14 protein-coding genes are annotated in these 18135 nt (G+C 43.2%); 8 read left to right on the top strand and 6 right to left on the bottom strand.

Going from position 1 to position 18135, the window contains the following annotated elements; genetic code table 11:
• Positions 1–67 precede the first annotated feature (67 nt).
• Together polA and IPM34_14105 are read left to right on the top strand one after the other, a co-directional pair.
• Entirely contained in the window at positions 68–2845 is a 2778-nt protein-coding gene (gene polA / locus IPM34_14110; protein ID MBK8956671.1) for a DNA polymerase I, read from the top strand.
• Between the two features lie 10 nt (positions 2846–2855).
• Positions 2856–3782 carry a UDP-3-O-(3-hydroxymyristoyl)glucosamine N-acyltransferase gene (locus IPM34_14105; protein MBK8956670.1) on the top strand — a complete coding sequence of 309 codons (927 nt, stop codon included), beginning with the start codon at positions 2856–2858 and terminating at the stop codon, positions 3780–3782.
• 82 nt (positions 3783–3864) lie between these two features.
• Here the strand turns inward: IPM34_14105 and IPM34_14100 are convergent, their stop codons facing one another.
• From IPM34_14100 to IPM34_14090, 3 genes are all read right to left on the bottom strand, one after another.
• Entirely contained in the window at positions 3865–4482 is a 618-nt protein-coding gene (locus IPM34_14100) for a PKD domain-containing protein (protein ID MBK8956669.1), read from the bottom strand.
• Between the two features lie 15 nt (positions 4483–4497).
• Positions 4498–5628: a hypothetical protein gene (locus tag IPM34_14095; protein MBK8956668.1), complete on the bottom strand. Its 1131-nt coding sequence runs from the start codon at positions 5626–5628 to the stop codon at positions 4498–4500.
• A gap of 104 nt (positions 5629–5732) precedes the next feature.
• Positions 5733–6752, bottom strand: a complete 1020-nt coding sequence (locus IPM34_14090) for an acyltransferase (protein MBK8956667.1) — start codon at positions 6750–6752, stop codon at positions 5733–5735.
• 101 nt (positions 6753–6853) lie between these two features.
• Between IPM34_14090 and IPM34_14085 the strand changes: the two genes are divergently transcribed.
• The 4 genes from IPM34_14085 to IPM34_14070 all read left to right on the top strand — a co-directional run bounded on the left by IPM34_14085 (position 6854) and on the right by IPM34_14070 (position 11787).
• Positions 6854–7702, top strand: coding sequence for an esterase family protein (locus tag IPM34_14085; protein MBK8956666.1), 849 nt, complete (start codon positions 6854–6856; stop codon positions 7700–7702).
• A 72-nt stretch (positions 7703–7774) separates the two neighbouring features.
• Positions 7775–8614: a transketolase gene (locus tag IPM34_14080; GenBank protein ID MBK8956665.1), complete on the top strand. Its 840-nt coding sequence runs from the start codon at positions 7775–7777 to the stop codon at positions 8612–8614.
• Between the two features lie 268 nt (positions 8615–8882).
• Positions 8883–9833: a transketolase family protein gene (locus IPM34_14075; GenBank protein MBK8956664.1), complete on the top strand. Its 951-nt coding sequence runs from the start codon at positions 8883–8885 to the stop codon at positions 9831–9833.
• 166 nt (positions 9834–9999) lie between these two features.
• Positions 10000–11787 carry a CHRD domain-containing protein gene (locus IPM34_14070; GenBank protein MBK8956663.1) on the top strand — a complete coding sequence of 596 codons (1788 nt, stop codon included), beginning with the start codon at positions 10000–10002 and terminating at the stop codon, positions 11785–11787.
• A gap of 363 nt (positions 11788–12150) precedes the next feature.
• Here IPM34_14070 and uvrA read toward each other — a convergent pair whose 3' ends face one another.
• Positions 12151–14994 carry an excinuclease ABC subunit UvrA gene (gene uvrA, locus IPM34_14065; GenBank protein ID MBK8956662.1) on the bottom strand — a complete coding sequence of 948 codons (2844 nt, stop codon included), beginning with the start codon at positions 14992–14994 and terminating at the stop codon, positions 12151–12153.
• Between the two features lie 195 nt (positions 14995–15189).
• Between uvrA and IPM34_14060 the strand changes: the two genes are divergently transcribed.
• Both IPM34_14060 and IPM34_14055 read left to right on the top strand, forming a co-directional pair.
• A complete protein-coding gene (locus tag IPM34_14060) occupies positions 15190–15639 on the top strand; it encodes a hypothetical protein (protein MBK8956661.1) in 450 nt (149 codons plus the stop codon).
• Positions 15640–15692: 53 nt separating this feature from the next.
• On the top strand, positions 15693–15758 hold the full coding sequence (locus IPM34_14055) for a hypothetical protein (GenBank protein MBK8956660.1): 66 nt from the start codon (positions 15693–15695) through the stop codon (positions 15756–15758).
• Positions 15759–16043: 285 nt separating this feature from the next.
• Here IPM34_14055 and IPM34_14050 read toward each other — a convergent pair whose 3' ends face one another.
• Positions 16044–16889: a purine-nucleoside phosphorylase gene (locus tag IPM34_14050; GenBank protein MBK8956659.1), complete on the bottom strand. Its 846-nt coding sequence runs from the start codon at positions 16887–16889 to the stop codon at positions 16044–16046.
• A 9-nt stretch (positions 16890–16898) separates the two neighbouring features.
• Positions 16899–18047, bottom strand: a complete 1149-nt coding sequence (mqnC, locus tag IPM34_14045; protein MBK8956658.1) for a dehypoxanthine futalosine cyclase — start codon at positions 18045–18047, stop codon at positions 16899–16901.
• Positions 18048–18135 lie beyond the last annotated feature (88 nt).

The following is an 18135-nucleotide window of genomic DNA, read 5'->3' as shown; positions in this document are numbered from 1 at the left end:
CAATGCATGAATTGGGATAATCCATCAACTATAATCTTTTCCCTATCTTCACCCTTCATTTTTGTATATGAAAAAACTATTCCTGCTGGATGGCCATGCCCTCGTTTACCGGGCGCATTATGCCTTTATAACGAGGCCTTTGATCAATTCCAAGGGATTGAATACTTCCGCCATCAACGGATTTACGAGAACGCTTTGGGATATCATCAGTCGCGAAAAACCAACGCATCTGGCAGTAGCTTTTGACTTGTCCGGACCGACTTTCCGGCATAAAGAATTTCCCGAATACAAAGCAAACAGGGAAGCGCAACCGGAAGATATTACCAATGCATTTCCCTATATCGAAGAGCTCATCAAAGCATTTAACATACCGATCGTCACCGTCGAAGCCTACGAAGCAGATGATGTGATTGGAACACTGGCCAAGCAGGCTTCCAAAGAAGGCTTTGAAGTGTATATGGTCACACCGGATAAGGATTACGGTCAGCTGGTAGAAGATCATGTTTTTATGTACAAACCTTCCAGACAAGGCAATGGAGTCGATATTCTGGGCCCTAAGGAAATCACCGAAAGCTGGGGTATCAGGAGAGTTGACCAGGTCATTGATATGCTCGGACTCATGGGCGATGCCGTCGATAATATTCCCGGAATTCCGGGAGTGGGTGAGAAGACCGCAGCGAAACTTCTTGAGGAATTTGATACCATCGAAAATTTATTGCTGAATAAAGACAAAGTGGCCGGTAAACTCAAAGACAAAATCATTGAGCACGAACACCTCGCGCTATTGAGTAAAAAACTCGCAACCATCGATATTCATGCGCCCATCCGCTTCGACGAAAAAATGTACCGGGTTGAAGGATTTGATAAAGCAAGACTGATGGAACTGTTCAAGCTGCTTGAATTCAGAAGTCTTGCAGATACCATACTGGGAGCGGCATTTAAACCTACACAATCCACTTTGTTTGCTGAAGAAGTTGCGCAGGAATCGTCTGCGTCTCAAACCGAGACGAAAGCTTATAAAATAGGCGAGCACGACATTCATTCAACGCCACATACCTATCATTTGGTCCAATCCGATGCAGAGATCCGCAATTTATTGAAAAGCCTCTCAGATGCTGCACTGATTTCGTTTGATACGGAAACCACCGGTATCGATGCCAATCAGGCAGAGCTGGTAGGCATGTCTTTTTGTATAAAAGCAGGAGAGGCCTATTATGTGCCGGTGCCTGCAGAGCAAAGTGAAGCCAGAAAATGCGTTAAACAATTTAAAGATCTGTTGGAAGACACAACAAAAAAATTCATCGGACAAAATATCAAGTACGATATGCTCATGATGAAATGGTATGAAGTGCATCTACCTGTTCCGGAATTCGATACGATGATTGCACATTATCTGATCGAACCCGATCAGCGGCATAAACTGGATTATCTCGCCGAAAGTTATCTCAACTATAAAATGGTTGCTATCGAAGAATTGATCGGGAAGAAAGGCGCGCAGCAAGGGTCCATGCGGGATGTCGAATTGGAAAAGATCAAAGAATATGCAGCGGAAGATGCCGATATGACTTTACAATTGCTTCCGGTTTTAAAAGAAGAAATTCAAAAGAATGAATTGGAAAGCGTTTTGCGCAAAATCGAACTTCCTCTGGTAAAAGTATTATGCGATCTGGAACATGCCGGCGTACGCATCGATGGTGATTTTCTGAATGATTATTCGAAAGTTCTCGAAAAACAAATTTATGCAGCCGAACAATTAATTTACCAAAAAGCAGGCGTGCGGTTTAATATCGCAAGTCCGAAACAAGTGGGCGAGGTGTTGTTTGATAAATTGAAGATTCCCTATAAATGGAAAAAGACAAGTACCAACCAATACAGCACCGATGAAGAAAAGTTAAGCGAATTGGCCGAAGAAAATGAAGTTGTTTACGACATTCTCGAATTCAGGAAATTATCAAAATTAAAATCGACTTACGTAGATGCTTTGCCTTTGATGATCAATCCCAAAACAGGCAGAGTGCATAGTTCGTTCAACCAGGCACGTGCAGCAACGGGCAGGCTCGCCAGCGAAAATCCGAATTTGCAGAATATTCCCATCAAGGACGAAGCGGGGCGGGAGATCCGCAAAGCTTTTATTCCCAGAGATGCAGATCATGTTCTGATTTCAGCTGATTATTCGCAAATAGAACTGAGACTGATTGCGGAAATCGCAAATGAAGAGATGATGCTCGATGCATTTATCAAAGAGCAGGATATCCATCGCGCTACGGCTGCAAAAGTCTATAATGTAGATTACGATCAGGTGACTGCCGATCAACGGCGCAATGCGAAAACGGTCAATTTTTCGATTTTATATGGTGCCGGTTCGACCAATATTTCAAGGCAATTGAACATCAGCCGCACCGATGCCAAAGATCTGATCGATCAATATTTTAAAACTTACAGCGGCTTGAAATCTTACATGGCCAATGTCGTGGAGAATGCAAGAACCCATGGATACGTTGCGACGATGCTCGGGCGCAAAAGAGTCTTGCGCGATATCAATTCTAAAAATGCACTCGCGCGAACCAATGCCGAGCGCGTGGCCATAAATACACCGATTCAGGGCACTGCTGCAGATATGATCAAGTTGGCGATGATACATATTCACGATCGTTTGAGAATAGAAAATCTGGAATCGAAAATGATTCTTCAGGTACACGATGAATTGGTTTTTGATGTTCCAAAAAGTGAATTAGAAAAAATGCAACAAATCATTCAATACGAAATGAAACATGCAATACCCGAATTAAAAGTGCCCATTGAAGTGGGAATCGGATTTGGAAACAATTGGCTGGAAGCACATTAAATTATAGTCTATGCAATTAGCAAAAGCATTATCCGTAAAAGACCTCGCAGAAAGGTTTGGGATGAAAATAATTGGCCAAAGAGACCAGCTCATTTTAGGCATCAATGAAATACATAAAGTGCGCAAGGGTGATCTGACATTTGTGGATGCCGAAAAATATTATGCAAAATCGATACATTCTGCAGCAACGACTATTTTGATCAATAAAGAGACGGATTGTCCGGAAGGAAAAACCCTATTGGTAACCGATCAGCCCTTCGAAGTGTATAATCAGCTGGTCCTTGAATCCAGACCCATTGTCAATCAGCATCAGGCGATTTCAGATTCATCCTGGATACATCCAACGGCACATATCGATGCGAATGTTTTTATCGGGCATCATGCGGTGATTGGAGCATATAGTTATATCGGGGCCAACAGCGTTGTCGGTGAATATACTGTGATTGGTCAACATGTAAACATACAATCCGGAGCACTCATCGGAACGGATGCTTTTTATTTTAAAAAAACAGCTGAGGGATTTCGAAAATGGAGATCCTGTGGTCGCGTAGTGATACACGATCACGTGGATGTAGGTTCAGGAACCACGATCAACAAAGGAGTAAGCGGAGATACAATCATTGGCGAAGGAACAAAGATAGATTGTCAGGTGCATATCGGTCACGGAGTTGTTATCGGTAAACATTGTTTGTTGGCGGCGCAGGTGGGCATCGCAGGAAAAACAATTGTGGGTGATTGGGTAACGATGTATGGACAAGTTGGGGTAGCACAAAATTTAAGAATTGGTGACCGGGTTACACTCCTTGCAAAATCCGGAGTTGGTAAAGACCTCGAATCCGGAAAAACCTATTTCGGAGCGCCCTGCGAAGAAGCCAGGGAAATGATGAAGGAAATGGTCGCGTTGAAAAGAATGGCAAGGGAATACAAACCCAAATAAAAGAAAATTCAGCTCACAGTATCGTGTCTTTATAATATAATTATTGGACTCAGATTTAAAAAACTTTAATTCTGAAAAATTCTTAAGGAATTATTATTTTATTAAATAATAAGTGTTTCTCACTATCTATAACTTTTATCCAATAAACTCCTGGAGGAAAATCAACTAATGAAATCTCTGCCGGTAGATTTTTAACGTGTTTATGGATCAGTGTATGGCCATGAGCATTGCCAATTGCAATGCTAACTGGTGTTAGTAAGTTGATTGCATCTATAGATAAGGTATGTGATTGAGTATAATATTGCCACTGAATGCTAGGTTTTAATTTAGGTAGATCTTGTTCGTTAGAGGTAAAAAGTATGTTGACCTCTTTGCACTGAGTACCCGAACCATTTGCATTGCGCACAGTGAGGCAGATGCGATATACTCCCGGGCTTGAAAAGCGGTGTACAGGATTGGACAGATTTGAATAAATATTCGATCCGCTGGCTTGGTCTCCAAAGTCCCAGGACCATTCGCTGGGATCGTAGTTTGAGAGATCAAAAAAATGAATAGTTTGTAGCTCAGCTGCATTGGCTTCGTATCGCCATCGGGCCAGTGGGATATTGTCGATACCAAGACTGTCGCAAATGCTTTCATCGACCGGTCCCAACCTAAAATGGGGGTAGGATGGAATGGAACTAAAGTTTGGAGCAGGCAACTTTAACCTCCCTTCCTAATATTTACAAGATCTGCCAATGCTATCCGGATATTCGATGCTGTGCATCCAATACGTTGTCGTTGTATTAGTGATGTAAATTTTATGATCTGGCGCAAGAATTAAATATCCTATATGACAGGGTGCCCAGGAGAAGAAACTATCAATCATTCCTTGATATTCTCCAACTAAAGTTCTGGAGCCAGCCACATCAGATTGTTTGGGATAAAATTGATAAATTGTTTTCGTGCTTGCAAAGTAGAGAATTTGAGAGTTGGATGAGAATGCTAAACCGCCACCCCCAAAAGTATCCTGGAAATGGATTGAGTTCATGTTGCTAAACGTCCCACTGCAGCGATCAAAATCAAAAAGTTGCAAATATTGACCTTGCCGAAAATTGTCCTGAGATTGGGCAATGGCGTATTGAGTGCCATCGGGACTGAACTGGGCTTGCCCGATACCGGTTTTGATGTCAAAGGGCAATGCTTCTACATGGTGTCGACGTATACCCGAAGGATCCAACAAATACACCAGTAGTTGTGGGGCATACCTTCTAGGGATGACAACCCACCAGTCCCGGCCATTGGCATGGCGACAAGCTTGCAATTTGCCAAAATCATAACGGTCTGTATCCACCAGGACGTCGTAATCTAAGACCTGGCCCAGACCCTGGTTCAATTGTGCATCAATGGTTGCTTCGTATAGTTTGTTAACTTGAACAAAACTATCGGGTTTCGGCCGATCTTCCCAAAAATAAAATACTTTATAATAGCTGGATGAACCTGGAAGGTTAAGGATTAAAACGGATTGTGCCAGGGAAGATCCGTATTTACTGTAAAAGGCTGTATTTCGATTGATGCGGCCCCCGTTGACCATGGTGTCGAGTTCACGATGGTAAATGGTGTAAGCATTGGACATGGCGATGATTTTCTTGCCATCGGGTGCAGAGATGATAGCATTTCCGTCAGATACCTTATAGGACGAATGCCTGGTAGTGATTTGTAGCTGTTCATTTTCAAAATTAAAGTTCATGGTGTTTGGACCCTGTCCACTATAATACCCCAAGATCCATTGATAGTCCTCAAATTGCGAAAATAAATTGAGACTATTATTATAAAGGAAAAACAATAGAATTATTACTTTTTTCATGATAACAAAATACAATGCGTCTGCCGTGTCTATCTGAATAAAACATGATTAGTATTCAATTGTTGTTGTGATTTGTATGGGCTTTCAGCTTTACGCTTTCAGCTTTACGCTTTCAGCTTCCCGCTTTCAGCTTCCCGCTTTAAGCTTTCTGCCTTCCCTCCCCATCTTATTTTCTGCGCCCAATGATGGCTTGGTTTTTCAATCAGCAGATAAAACAACCACGAAGCAAGAATAGTTATTGCAATACTGATTATCATATTTCGCATCAAATTCGTATTCGGATAACTTCGCTCAATGGCATCCAACAATGTCCATCCCACCTGAATGTGGATCAGATAAAACGAATACGATATTTTTCCAAGAAATACCAGTGGAGATACCATTTTGTTAAAATAAAGAATGAATAAGGCGGATCCCACACTGGCCGATAAATGGTAGATATCAAAACACCATAATGTGATGCCAAAACAAAACAATAAACCAATCCAAACCTGCTTCGTATTCAGATCACCAATGTGGTAATTGAAAAGCACAATACCAGTCACAAAATGACAGCCATAATAAAATACCAATTCATCTGCATCCAACCAGCGTCCCAAGCAAAAGCAAAACAGGACCGCAACAGTTTGCCAGAATTTTCTAAATAAAATAAACGGAAAAATCAATGCCATCAAAAGATAATACTGGACTTCAATAGCCAGACTCCAATAGATCCCTCTCAGCCAAGGAGTCTCCAGAAAATCATTGATGTGGAGCACATGATAAAGCAACGGCTTCCATTCAAAATAGATTTCTTTATCCTTGTAGTGTCTGAAAAACGTGGATACATACTCGATTAAAAAAATCAAGGCAATGCTGCACCAATAGGGAGGCTCAATGCGGATCAACCTTTTGAGCATGAAGTTTCCGGCATGCGAATGTTCATAATGAGATTTGTACATCGTAAAAGGAATGACAAATCCGCTGATGATAAAAAAGATCTCCACTCCCAGATAGCCCCGCGAGAAAATAAATCTGAACACATCATCTTCCGGAAAGAAACCTTCCGTAAAATGATATAAACAAACCAACAGGGCCACCAGGCCCCGCAACATGTCGATAGAATACAGGTGTTTTCCCTGCATAGGGCTCAAAATTAGAAAACCCTTTCACATCCTGTTAAATGAAATCTACGGAATGCATACCTTTATTCCGGTGGTCTGCTGAGCAGATTCAACATTTTCCAATGAAAACAGTTAGTACATTCTTTTGCCTGCTTATCCATTTTATTTCACATAGCACTGCCAGAGTGGACACCGTTCAGATATATAGCACACAAATGAGCCGTTCTTTTCCAGCCCTCATCTTTCAACCAGATGTTACGGAAGGGAGCCATGAAAAATACCCGGTGCTTTATTTGCTCCATGGACACAGCAGCGATTACTCGGGTTGGAATTACGTAGAAATGCAATTGCGGAACTGGGCAGACCAATTTAAAATCATCATTGTTTGCCCGGATGGAAATTATGCGAGCTGGTATGTAAACAGTCCTGTACTTCCCCAGAGCAAATTCGATACCTATATTTCCGAAGAGGTCAGGCTGTATGTCGAACGGCACTATCCAGCCCTTCGGGATAAAAATTTCAGAGGGATAACGGGGGTGAGTATGGGCGGCCATGGGGCTATTTATTTGGCTTTGAAACATCCCGGGCTGTATGGCTTGGCAGGTAGCATCAGCGGGGCTTTGGATATCCTTCCGTTTCCCGGGGAATGGAATCTGGAAGAAGTATTCGGCAGGTTCAGAGGCCGTGAAGACCTCTGGCAAAAATTCAGTTGTCTCTATCTCCTGGATTCCCACTGCCATCCGGATTTAAGATTCAGAATTGACTGCGGTACCGATGATTTTTTTATACAGGCGAATCGTCAGTTTCAATCGAAATTAAAGTCGATGAATTTGAATCACGAATACCACGAAAGTCCGGGTGGCCACGACATTGACTATTGGATTCGCGCCTTTGAAGATCAGCTCCGGTATTTTGCCAGGCAATGGACGATTCGTCCAAGACGATTCACCCATCAGTCATATGGCAAATAAACTATGTATTTATTCCAAAGGCTCAATGATTTGTAAGTCATTTTAGATTCTTTGACTACTTTTGCTGCCGGTATGAATGTCGATGGTCTCAAACGTTTAGCAACTCAGGTCAGAAGAGATATCATTCGCCAAACCAACCGGTGCGCCAGCGGTCACCCGGGAGGTTCTCTGGGTTGTGCTGATTTTTTGACAGCCTTGTATTTCAGGTTTCTCCGAAAATATCTGCCTTTTCAAATGGAAGGCCACGGGGAAGACCTGTTTTTTCTTTCCAACGGACATATCTCCCCTCTTTTTTATTCCATCCTCGCCAGAAGTGGGTATTTCCCTCTAGAGGAATTAAATACATTTAGAAAAATCAACTCGAGATTACAAGGCCACCCAACCACCCATGAAGGACTACCCGGAGTAAGGGTTGCTTCCGGTTCTTTGGGTCAGGGACTCAGTGTGGCGCTCGGAACTGCGCTTGCTAAAAAATTAAACCAGGATCCTCATTTTGTATATGTACTCACTGGAGACGGCGAACTTCAGGAAGGCCAAATCTGGGAAGCAGCTATGGCTGCAGCACATTACAAAGCAGATAATCTGATCGTCACGGTCGATTGGAATGGCCAGCAAATAGATGGTCCAACCCATAAGGTAATGAACCTCGGGGATCTCGAAGCCAAATGGAAAAGTTTCGGCTGGGAAGTGCTGCACATGGATGGAAATGATATGTCGCAAGTTGTAACCGGTCTTGAAACCGCCATTTCAAAAACTAACCAACAAAAACCCATCGTGATTTTAATGAAAACCATCATGGGCTTCGGCGTTGATTTTATGATGGGCACGCACAAATGGCACGGTGTTGCTCCCAACGATGAACAAACAGTCCTTGCTCTGGCACAGCTGGAAGAGACGATGGGGGATTATTGAGAAAGTTGGCAGGGAACAGCTGGCAGTCAACAGTCAGCGGTTATAGTCAATAGTTGGCAGATTGAGGTGGACAGATAAAATAGCTTATAAGTAGTTTTATAAAATTGAATTTAATACAGTACAAATCAATGTTCATTTAATTATAATTTCACTCTTATATTCATTTCAATGATAATAAATGGAAGCCATATAAACTTGTCTATAAAAGATCTTCAAATTATAAACTTTTTACTGCCAACTGCCAACGGCTAACTGCCAACTTCTAACTATGTCCTGGGATACATTTCAATCTTCAAAAAAATCTGCAACGCGTAATGGATTTGGCGAAGGCCTTTTGCAACTGGGCCGTCAAAACGAACAAGTGGTAGCTTTGTGTGCGGACCTCATCGGTTCTTTGAAAATGGATGCTTTTGAAAAAGAATTTCCAGACAGGTTTTTTCAAACAGGAATTGCGGAAGCCAACATGATGGGTATGGCAGCCGGAATGGCAACTGTTGGTAAAATTCCATTTACCGGGACCTTTGCAAATTTCAGTACAGGGCGGGTGTACGACCAGATCAGGCAGTCCATTGCATATTCCGGAAAAAATGTGAAGATTTGTGCATCACATGCCGGACTTACTCTGGGAGAAGACGGAGCAACCCATCAGATTTTAGAAGACATTGGATTAATGAAGATGCTGCCTGGGATGACTGTGGTCGTTCCGGCAGATGCCGAACAAACCAGACAAGCGGTATTGGCTATTGCTGAACACGACGGACCGGTATACCTTCGGTTTGGCAGGCCCGACTGGCCTGTTTTTTTGGAAAACACAAAATTTGAATTTGGCAAAGCGCAGTTGCTTAAGGAAGGATCTGATGTGACCATCATCGCGACCGGCCATTTGGTCTGGCTGGCACTTGAAGCTGCCAGAGAGTTGGAATCCCGTGGAATTGATTGTGAAGTGGTCAATATACATACCATCAAACCCTTAGACGAAGAGGCAATCCTTAGATCCGTTATGAAAACCAAACGGGTAGTTTCCTGCGAAGAGCACCAGCGCAACGGAGGACTGGGAGACTCCATAGCTCAGCTTTTAGTCCAAAAGTTTCCTTGTAAACAGGCCTTTGTCGCAGTCAATGATTCTTTTGGTGAATCTGGTAAACCCCTTGAACTTCTCGATAAATATGGCCTTGGAAAAACAGATATCGTTCATGCAGTATCCGCTTTACTTGCTTAATTTCAAGATCAGCTCCAAAACCATTTGAAACAAGCAGGTGTTTCTTTAAAGTGTTAAAATTTGAAATTGATTCTTTTAAAGAATTAATTTTGTAAACATGAATTTGTAGTATTCAATCTGGCAATAATTATTCTTTAGCCTTCCTTCACGATTAAATTATAGGACTATGAAATCAACAATTACTTTTTTGCGGTCTATTGCATTTTTAATGTTTTTTGTGCATTCGGTTTATGCAGAAAATGGGCAGCTGTTATTTATTGCAGAAATGAATGGCAATAATGAAGTACCCATGGTCCGGACCGATGCCAGCGGCTTATTTACCTTCCTGCTTTCTGAAGACCTCAGCGAAATGGAAATACATGGCGCATTTTCAAACATCACAGGCAATGTTACGGGTTGCCACCTTCACCTGGGTGACAGGGCCACCAACGGTCCTGTGTTTTTGAATCTTACATCATTTATTACCGGTCAAAGGATAAACGCTATAGTGCCTGTTCCTGCCCTGTTTCTGGAATTGGCGACTTCCGGCGGGCTCTATGTTAATCTGCATTCAAGTGTATTCCCTGCTGGCGAGATCAGGGGACAGCTGGATTGGAGAGCAGAATTGATCATGCCTGTGGTTTTACTGGGATCCAGCCAGGTTCCACCCGTGCCTGCTCCAGGTTTGGGTTTAGGTGTATTGAGAGTTTCTCCGAATTTGACGAGAATTGACTATCAAATCATGCCAATCGGTCTTACAGGACTTCCTACTGCCGTCCACATCCACAAGGGCGATGCAAATTCAACCGGTCCGGTGATCGCTGATCTGAATTCAGGAACATTTATCACCGGTGTCATCGATGATCAGTTAACAGTGATTGATGTGATCTTAAACGCTTTTGATACGGGTGTTTATGTCAATATACATACCGCAGCTTTTCCAGATGGAGAAATTAGGGGTCAGGTTCAATCGCCGGCAATATTCAGTGGCAATGCCTTTTTAAACGGGGACCAGGAAACACCACCTGTTACTACCTCAGCAAGAGGGTACGGATACGGTGTCCTGGGCTATCCTGCGTTTGATACCTTGTATTATCTCGTGATTTCAGAAGGATTAGATGCAACCAATGCACATATACACCATGCCGCTGCCGGACAGAGTGGACCGGTTGTGGCGCCACTGACTCCAACACCTTTCCCCGGAGTGTATTCCGGTTCGACTGCTTTAACTCGCGTGCAAACGCTGGCATTTCTGAAGGACGAATTGTATTTTAATATACACACCGCGGCAAACCCGGCTGGAGAAATCCGTGGACAAATTCAGAACAATTTGCTTAATGTATATGCTTTTGATTTGTGTGGCGATCAGGAAGTACCGAAGAAAAATGTTGCAGGGTATGGTGCATCGCATGTTGCGGTGAATAAAGCAGCTACAGAGTTGGAATATACAGTATTTGCCATTGACCTCAATGGGGATGCCCTTTCTGCGCATATTCACGACGCAGGATTTGGAGCCAATGGTTCTGTTTTAATTCCTCTCGAACTCCCGAATCCATATGCTGCAGGAGTCGTCGATATCCAGGGAACTGTAGCAAAGAAAATTGAGAGTGATGGAGCTTATGTGAATGTGCACACCGCTGCCAATCCACCGGGTGAAATTCGCGGTCAGATCAGACGAGGATTATCCTGTGCAGTTAATGTAGGAACCATTCAATCTGAAATTTCTGAAATTAAGCTGAAGACAAACCCTGTGAATTATTCTTTAGACGTAACAATGAATAGTCAGAGAACTTTGAAAGGTCTAATCCAAATCAAAGATATCAGCGGTCAAACTGCAAAATCCTTTAATCTGGATATTCAATCCGGAAGTCAGCAATACAAATTTCCGGTTGATGATTTACACCCGGGATTTTACATTTTGCAAATCAATGAAAAGAGCGGGGGTATGCATTCTATTAAATTTATTAAAATTTAGTAGAAAGATTTATTAACTAACATTTGTTCGTAAGTCAATAAAATCTTCTTACTTCTTGTTGATAATGCATTAAATTTAATAAGCTTAATAGAATGTGGAAATTCAAAGGCATCATATTCTACTTAGCTCTCTTTATTGAAAAAGTATATTATTTTAACCGCTGAGGAAGATGAGCATGCGCAGAGCATGCAGAGAATTACCGTTTCAATTGAAATACCTTTTTATGAAATTGCGTTTTTACTCAACGGGATCCCTCTGCGTTCTCTGCGAAAGACTCTGCGCTCTTTGCGGTTAAATACAAGATATGCCATTCTACTTAGCTCTCTTTATTGAAAATGTACCATTTTGGATCAAGCAAAAGTATCAAAGACCCAACTCCGCTTTCAAATACTGGCCCGTATGAGATTCACTAACAGTCGTTAGTTGTTCGGGAGTTCCATACGCTACGATGTGGCCGCCATGTTTGCCACCTTCGGGGCCTAAATCCAAAACCACGTCTGCGACTTTAATAACATCCAGATTGTGTTCGATCACCATGACTGTGTTTCCACGTTCGACGAGCTTTTGGAGAACTTCAATCAATTGCCGGATGTCTTCGAAATGTAATCCGGTGGTGGGTTCGTCGAGGATGTAAAGTGTATTGCCCGTATCTTTTTTAGAAAGTTCTTCCGCAAGTTTTACGCGTTGCGCCTCGCCTCCAGACAAAGTAGTAGCCTGCTGTCCGAGGGTGATGTAACTCAATCCAACATCTACCAGCGTTTTTAATTTCCTGTAAATCTTGGGAACATTTTCAAAGAAAACAGCAGCATCCTCAACAGTCATTTCCAGGACTTCTCCAATAGATTTTCCCTTGTATAAAATTTCCAGCGTTTCCCGGTTGTATCGTTTCCCGTTGCAGGTTTCACAATGAATATGGACATCCGGAAGAAAATTCATCTCGATGACTTTCATACCGGCACCTTCGCAGGTTTCACAACGTCCCCCTTTGACATTGAAAGAAAATCTTCCCGCTTTGTAACCCCTGATTTTGGCGTCAGGCAATCCCGTGAATAAGTTCCGGATCTCTGTAAAAACACCGGTATATGTAGCCGGGTTGGACCTCGGAGTTCTGCCAATAGGTTCCTGATCGATTTCGATGACCTTATCCAGATGTTCAAGACCTTCAATACTTTCATAGGGCAGAGGCCTTTGCAAACTGTTGTAAAAATGTTCGCGCAATATGGGATACAGCGTTTCGTTGATCAACGAGGATTTACCACTTCCCGAAACCCCCGTGATGCACATGAAAGTTCCTAAAGGAAATTTAATACTCAGGTTTTTTAAGTTGTTTCCCCGCGCTCCTCTTAATACAAGCTGCTTCCCATTGCCTTTTCTTCTTTTGCCAGGCAATTCGATATTTCGGCTTCCCGCCAGATATTCTGCGGTGATGGAGTGCAATTGAATAAAAGCATCCGGTTTTCCTTCGGCGACAATATGTCCACCATGAACACCCGCACCCGGACCCAGGTCGATGATGTAATCCGAAGCCTGCATGATCTCTTTATCGTGTTCTACCACAATGACGGTATTCCCAATGTCAGTCAGTTCCCTCAGCGATTGAATGAGCCTGCGGTTGTCTCGGGGATGCAGACCAATGGAGGGTTCATCGAGAATGTAGGTGATCCCTGTAAGTTGCGAACCAATTTGTGTTGCCAATCGTGTTCGCTGAGATTCACCTCCCGACAAACTAACGGCCGTTCGGTTCAGGGAAAGATAATCAAGGCCAACGTACAAAAGAAATCCGACGCGTGCACGGATTTCTTTTAAAATATCTTTGCCTATGACTTTTTGCCTGTCACTGAGCCGCGATTCCAATCCTTCGAGCCACTGGTGCAGATCGGAAATATCCATCTGTGCCAGCTGACTGATATTCATGTCCGCTATTTTAAAAAACAGGCTCTCGTTTTTAAGCCGGCTTCCCTTACACTCCGGACAATCGGTAACGATCATAAAGTCTTCTGCAAATCGCCTGATCTTTTCAGAACTGGTTTCGCGGTACCACCTCTTCAACATATTGACCAGGCCTTCACTGGCCAGATGAAAACTATCTTCGTACCATCCGTTTGGATTCGGATTTGGGTAACTGTCGTCTCCACCATACAGGATGGTATCCATAGCTTTTTTTGGAATTTTCCGGACAGCAGTGGAGAAAGTAAATTTATGCCGGTCCGCAATTTGCCTGAGCTGTCTGAACAAATAGTTTTCCCTTTGCTCGCCCAGGGGGACAATTCCTCCTTCGGCAATGGTTTTTTCATCGTCGGGAATGACTTGTTTGAGATCGATTTCGAAAACAGAACCCAGTCCTTTGCATTCGGGACATGCTCCATAAGGCGAGTTAAATGAGAAAGTATTCGGAGAGGGCTCATCATAAGAAATACCGGATACGGCATCCATCAGGCGCTTGCTGTAGGGAAAAATTTTCTGTTCTTCGGGCAATAAAATAAACAAAACATCCTGACCTATTTTTAGTGCAGTCTGAACACTGTATTGCAGTCTTTCAGATTTTAAAGGGTTAATCTGAAGTCGGTCAATGAGGACTTCAATATCGTGTATTTTAAACCGATCGACCTGCATGCCTGGGCTGAGCTCAGTCAACACACCGTCGATGCGCACTTTGCTGAAACCTTGTTTTCTGATCTGGTCAAACAACTCCCGGTAATGGCCCTTCCGGGAGCGGACTACAGGTGCCAGTATGCTCACCGTCTGCATTTTAAATTGATCCTGGATCAATTCCAGCATTTGTTCTTCCGTATAGCGAACCATTTTTTCGCCGCTGGCATGGGAATAAGCATCTGCAGCCCTGGCAAAAAGCAATCGAAACAAATCGTAAATTTCGGTGATGGTTCCGACTGTAGATCTGGGATTCCAACCGGTCGTCTTTTGTTCGATGGATATGACCGGACTCAGTCCTTCGATCCGCTCCACTTCGGGGCGTTCGATATTGCCTAAAAACTGACGGGCATAATGGGAAAAAGTCTCCATATACCTACGCTGGCCTTCGGCATAAAGCGTATCAAAGGCAAGTGAGGATTTTCCGCTACCGGAAATACCCGTGATCACCACGAGTTCGTTCCTTGGGATTTTACAGGAAACCTGCTTGAGGTTGTGTTCGGCAGCACCAGTAATGGTGATCCATTCGAGTTCCGGGTATTGATCAATGAATTCCATGAAGGGACGCAAAGTTACGGCCTTTGAAGCCAAAGAAATCATAGCTTTTAAAAATATTGTTTAAACCGAAAACCGATTAAATAATTACCCAAATTCGATATTTCATTAAGTTTGATTTTAAAGAACTGCCTTAATTTTACACAGGAGAAGTCCAGATCTATGTAAAACTTATTTTAAAAATTGTATAAACGCAACATGAAAACCTATCTGAAAGAATTATTCGCATATCACGATGCTGCAAATCATTTGGTGCAGGAGATCCTGTTCCCGGAAAAAGCGGAACTTAATGAATATGCATACAAAATGTTTACGCACATCATCATGACCCAACATGTATGGCAACACAGAATTTTAAAATTACCTTTTGACCATCCCTTTTGGGTCATTCTCCCTTTGGATGACCTTTCCAAACTCATCGTGAAAAATAAAACCGAACTCGAAACCATTCTTAAAGATATGGAGCTGGAACAGATCATCAACTATACAGCCATCAGCAGTCCCGATCCATTTCAGTCCAAACTGCTGGATATATTAACACATGTATCTCATCACTCTTCTTATCACCGGGGTCAAATCGCCAAATCCATCCGCGATGCCGGATTGGAACCACCGCGGACCGATCTGATTTTGTGGAGAAGAGTTTAGGAAGTTGGCAGTTGGCAGTGGGCAGTTGGCAGTAAGCAGTTGGCAGTGAGCAGTTGGCAGTTGGCAGTGGGCAGTTGGCAGTGGGCAGTAAGCAGTGGGCAGTAAGCAGTTGGCAGTAAGCAGTTAGCAGTGAGCAGTTGGCAGTCAGCAGTGAGCAGTAAGCAGTTGGCAGTACCGAATGTCGGGATCAGTTTTAGTTGTTAGTTGATAGAAGTTAGTTGTTAGATGACAGAAGTTTGTTGATAGATGTTAGTTGTTAGTTTTGTTCAGGGTTGGAAAGAAATTGTTTAAACTAACATTAGTTAGTTTTAATTTAGAAATCAAATTCTTCGCTTCAAGCTTTTCACTTTAAGCTTTTCGCTTCAAGATTTTTCGCTGAATTAAATTCCCCCCACCCTAAAAGCCTACAGGCCTACAGGCCTACAAGCCCCCTCCCCCAACATCGCCTCAATAATATCGTAAATCTTCGACGCATTCTGCTCAACCACCCGAAGTACCGATTCCAGACTGGTTTTGTCATAATCCGGATCGTCGGGACAAGAATTTGTAACCAACGATACCGCTAAAATTTTAAGTCCGCATTGATGAGCAACGATGACTTCAGGAACCGTTGACATTCCGACTACATCTGCGCCCAGAATGCGGATCATCCTGTATTCTGCAGGAGTTTCCAAACTGGGACCTTGTAATCCGAAATAAACCACTTTGCGAAAGGGAATGCCTAATTTAACACAACATTGTTCGGCTTTGGAAAGTAAATTCTTATTGTAAACTTCAGACATGTCCGGAAAGCGAACCCCCATTCTGGGTTCGTAATGTCCCCGAAGCGGATTTTCAGGATGAAAATTTATATGATCCCTCAGAAAAACAGCATCCCCGGCATGCAAGTCCGGGTTAACAGATCCACTGGCATTGGTGATCCACAATTGTCTGATCCCGATCTCCTTTAAGACCCTGATGGGGTAAGTGATTTCCTGGGTAGAATAGCCTTCGTAATAATGCAAGCGACCGGACAAAATGAGGACCTGCTTATCATTCCATTCGGCCAGTATGATTTTTCCGGTATGGCTTTCCACAGTGGGAGGCGCAAAATGCGGAATAAGATTGAAAGAAATTTCTTTGAACTTCTTTACACGGTCGGATAATTTGCCCAGGCCTGTACCCAATATAATTCCGGTTTCAGGGATATGGCCGAGTTTCGATTTTAGAAAGGCTACGCTTTCGTCAATTTGCTGAAATAATTCTGACATACCTGGATGTTAATTTACCTGCATGAAGCTGCGATCCAGCTTCTGATCTTCAGTAGAAGGATCCCAGACCAAAGGTTCGTATTCCTGATTCCGGAGTTGCGGTTCAAACCCCGCTTCCCGTATTGCTTTTTGAATTCCGCTGGCAGTGAACCGGAATGCAGCCCCTGCTGCTGAAACGACATTTTCTTCGATCATGATACTTCCAAAATCGTTTGCACCTGCATATAAACAGACCTGGGCCGTGGGTTTCCCCACAGTGAGCCAGGAAGCCTGAATATTGATAATATTAGGCAGCATGATCCTCGAAACAGCGATCATCCGGATGTATTCGTCGGCAGTACATGCATTTCTGGCGCGGTTGAGTTTTCTGAGCATCGTCCCTTCGTCCTGAAACGGCCAGGGAATAAATGCCAGAAACCCTTTAGCGTCTGATGGCTTTTCAGATTGAACCTGCCTTATGGAAACCAGATGTTCCATCCGCTCTTCATGCGTTTCGACATGACCGAACATCATGGTCGCAGAGGTCGTAATTCTAAGTTGATGTGCTGCACGCATGATGTCGAGCCATTCCTGTGAACCGCATTTGCCTTTGGAAACCAATCTTCTCACCCGATCTGACAGAATTTCAGCACCGGCACCGGGTAAACTGTCCAGTCCAGCTTCCTTCAACGCTTTCAGGACTTCGGTGTGACTTGAATTTTCGAGTTTAGTGATATGCGCAATTTCCGGCGGACCGAGTGCGTGCAATTTGAGTGTGGGAAACATGTTTTTGAGATCCCGGAACAATTTGCAATAGTAATCGAGCCCCAGATCCGGATGGTGCCCACCCTGAAGCAGGAGCTGGTGCCCGCCATAGCGGAAGGTTTCCTCTATTTTGTGTCTGTACTCGTTTAGTTTGGTTATGTAGGATTCCCGATGCCCCGGAGGCCTGTAGAAATTACAGAATTTACAGTTGGCGATGCAAACATTGGTGGTATTTGCATTCCGGTCTATGATCCAGCCAACCTTGTTGCCGGGAACTTGCAATTGCCTGATTTTGTGGCCTGTATGCATCAATTCGGCTGTTGGAGCATGCTTAAACAGCCAGAGCCCTTCTTCCGCAGTAAGATATTCCCTGTTGAGGGCTTTGTATAGCAGATCTTTTTGAATGAATGCCATTTATTAAGGAAAGTCCGAATTCACTAACAGACCCCGCAAACATATTGTTTTAGAAATGATTACAGGAATCTAAATTCTTGATAATGCG

The sequence above is a fragment of the Saprospiraceae bacterium genome (assembly GCA_016716185.1).
Taxonomy (GTDB): domain Bacteria; phylum Bacteroidota; class Bacteroidia; order Chitinophagales; family Saprospiraceae; genus Vicinibacter.
The sequence above is the reverse complement of the archived record's forward strand: the minus strand, read 5'-3'. Positions and strand labels throughout refer to the sequence as shown.

Coding starts and splice junctions, on each gene's coding strand:
- mqnC (MBK8956658.1), bottom strand. CDS start 18,047: ATGGCATTCATTCAAAAAGATCTGCTATACAAAGCCCTCAACAGGGAA.
- IPM34_14075 (MBK8956664.1), top strand. CDS start 8,883: ATGTCCTGGGATACATTTCAATCTTCAAAAAAATCTGCAACGCGTAAT.
- IPM34_14060 (MBK8956661.1), top strand. CDS start 15,190: ATGAAAACCTATCTGAAAGAATTATTCGCATATCACGATGCTGCAAAT.
- IPM34_14080 (MBK8956665.1), top strand. CDS start 7,775: ATGAATGTCGATGGTCTCAAACGTTTAGCAACTCAGGTCAGAAGAGAT.
- polA (MBK8956671.1), top strand. CDS start 68: ATGAAAAAACTATTCCTGCTGGATGGCCATGCCCTCGTTTACCGGGCG.
- uvrA (MBK8956662.1), bottom strand. CDS start 14,994: ATGGAATTCATTGATCAATACCCGGAACTCGAATGGATCACCATTACT.
- IPM34_14070 (MBK8956663.1), top strand. CDS start 10,000: ATGAAATCAACAATTACTTTTTTGCGGTCTATTGCATTTTTAATGTTT.
- IPM34_14105 (MBK8956670.1), top strand. CDS start 2,856: ATGCAATTAGCAAAAGCATTATCCGTAAAAGACCTCGCAGAAAGGTTT.
- IPM34_14095 (MBK8956668.1), bottom strand. CDS start 5,628: ATGAAAAAAGTAATAATTCTATTGTTTTTCCTTTATAATAATAGTCTC.
- IPM34_14090 (MBK8956667.1), bottom strand. CDS start 6,752: ATGCAGGGAAAACACCTGTATTCTATCGACATGTTGCGGGGCCTGGTG.
- IPM34_14050 (MBK8956659.1), bottom strand. CDS start 16,889: ATGTCAGAATTATTTCAGCAAATTGACGAAAGCGTAGCCTTTCTAAAA.
- IPM34_14085 (MBK8956666.1), top strand. CDS start 6,854: ATGAAAACAGTTAGTACATTCTTTTGCCTGCTTATCCATTTTATTTCA.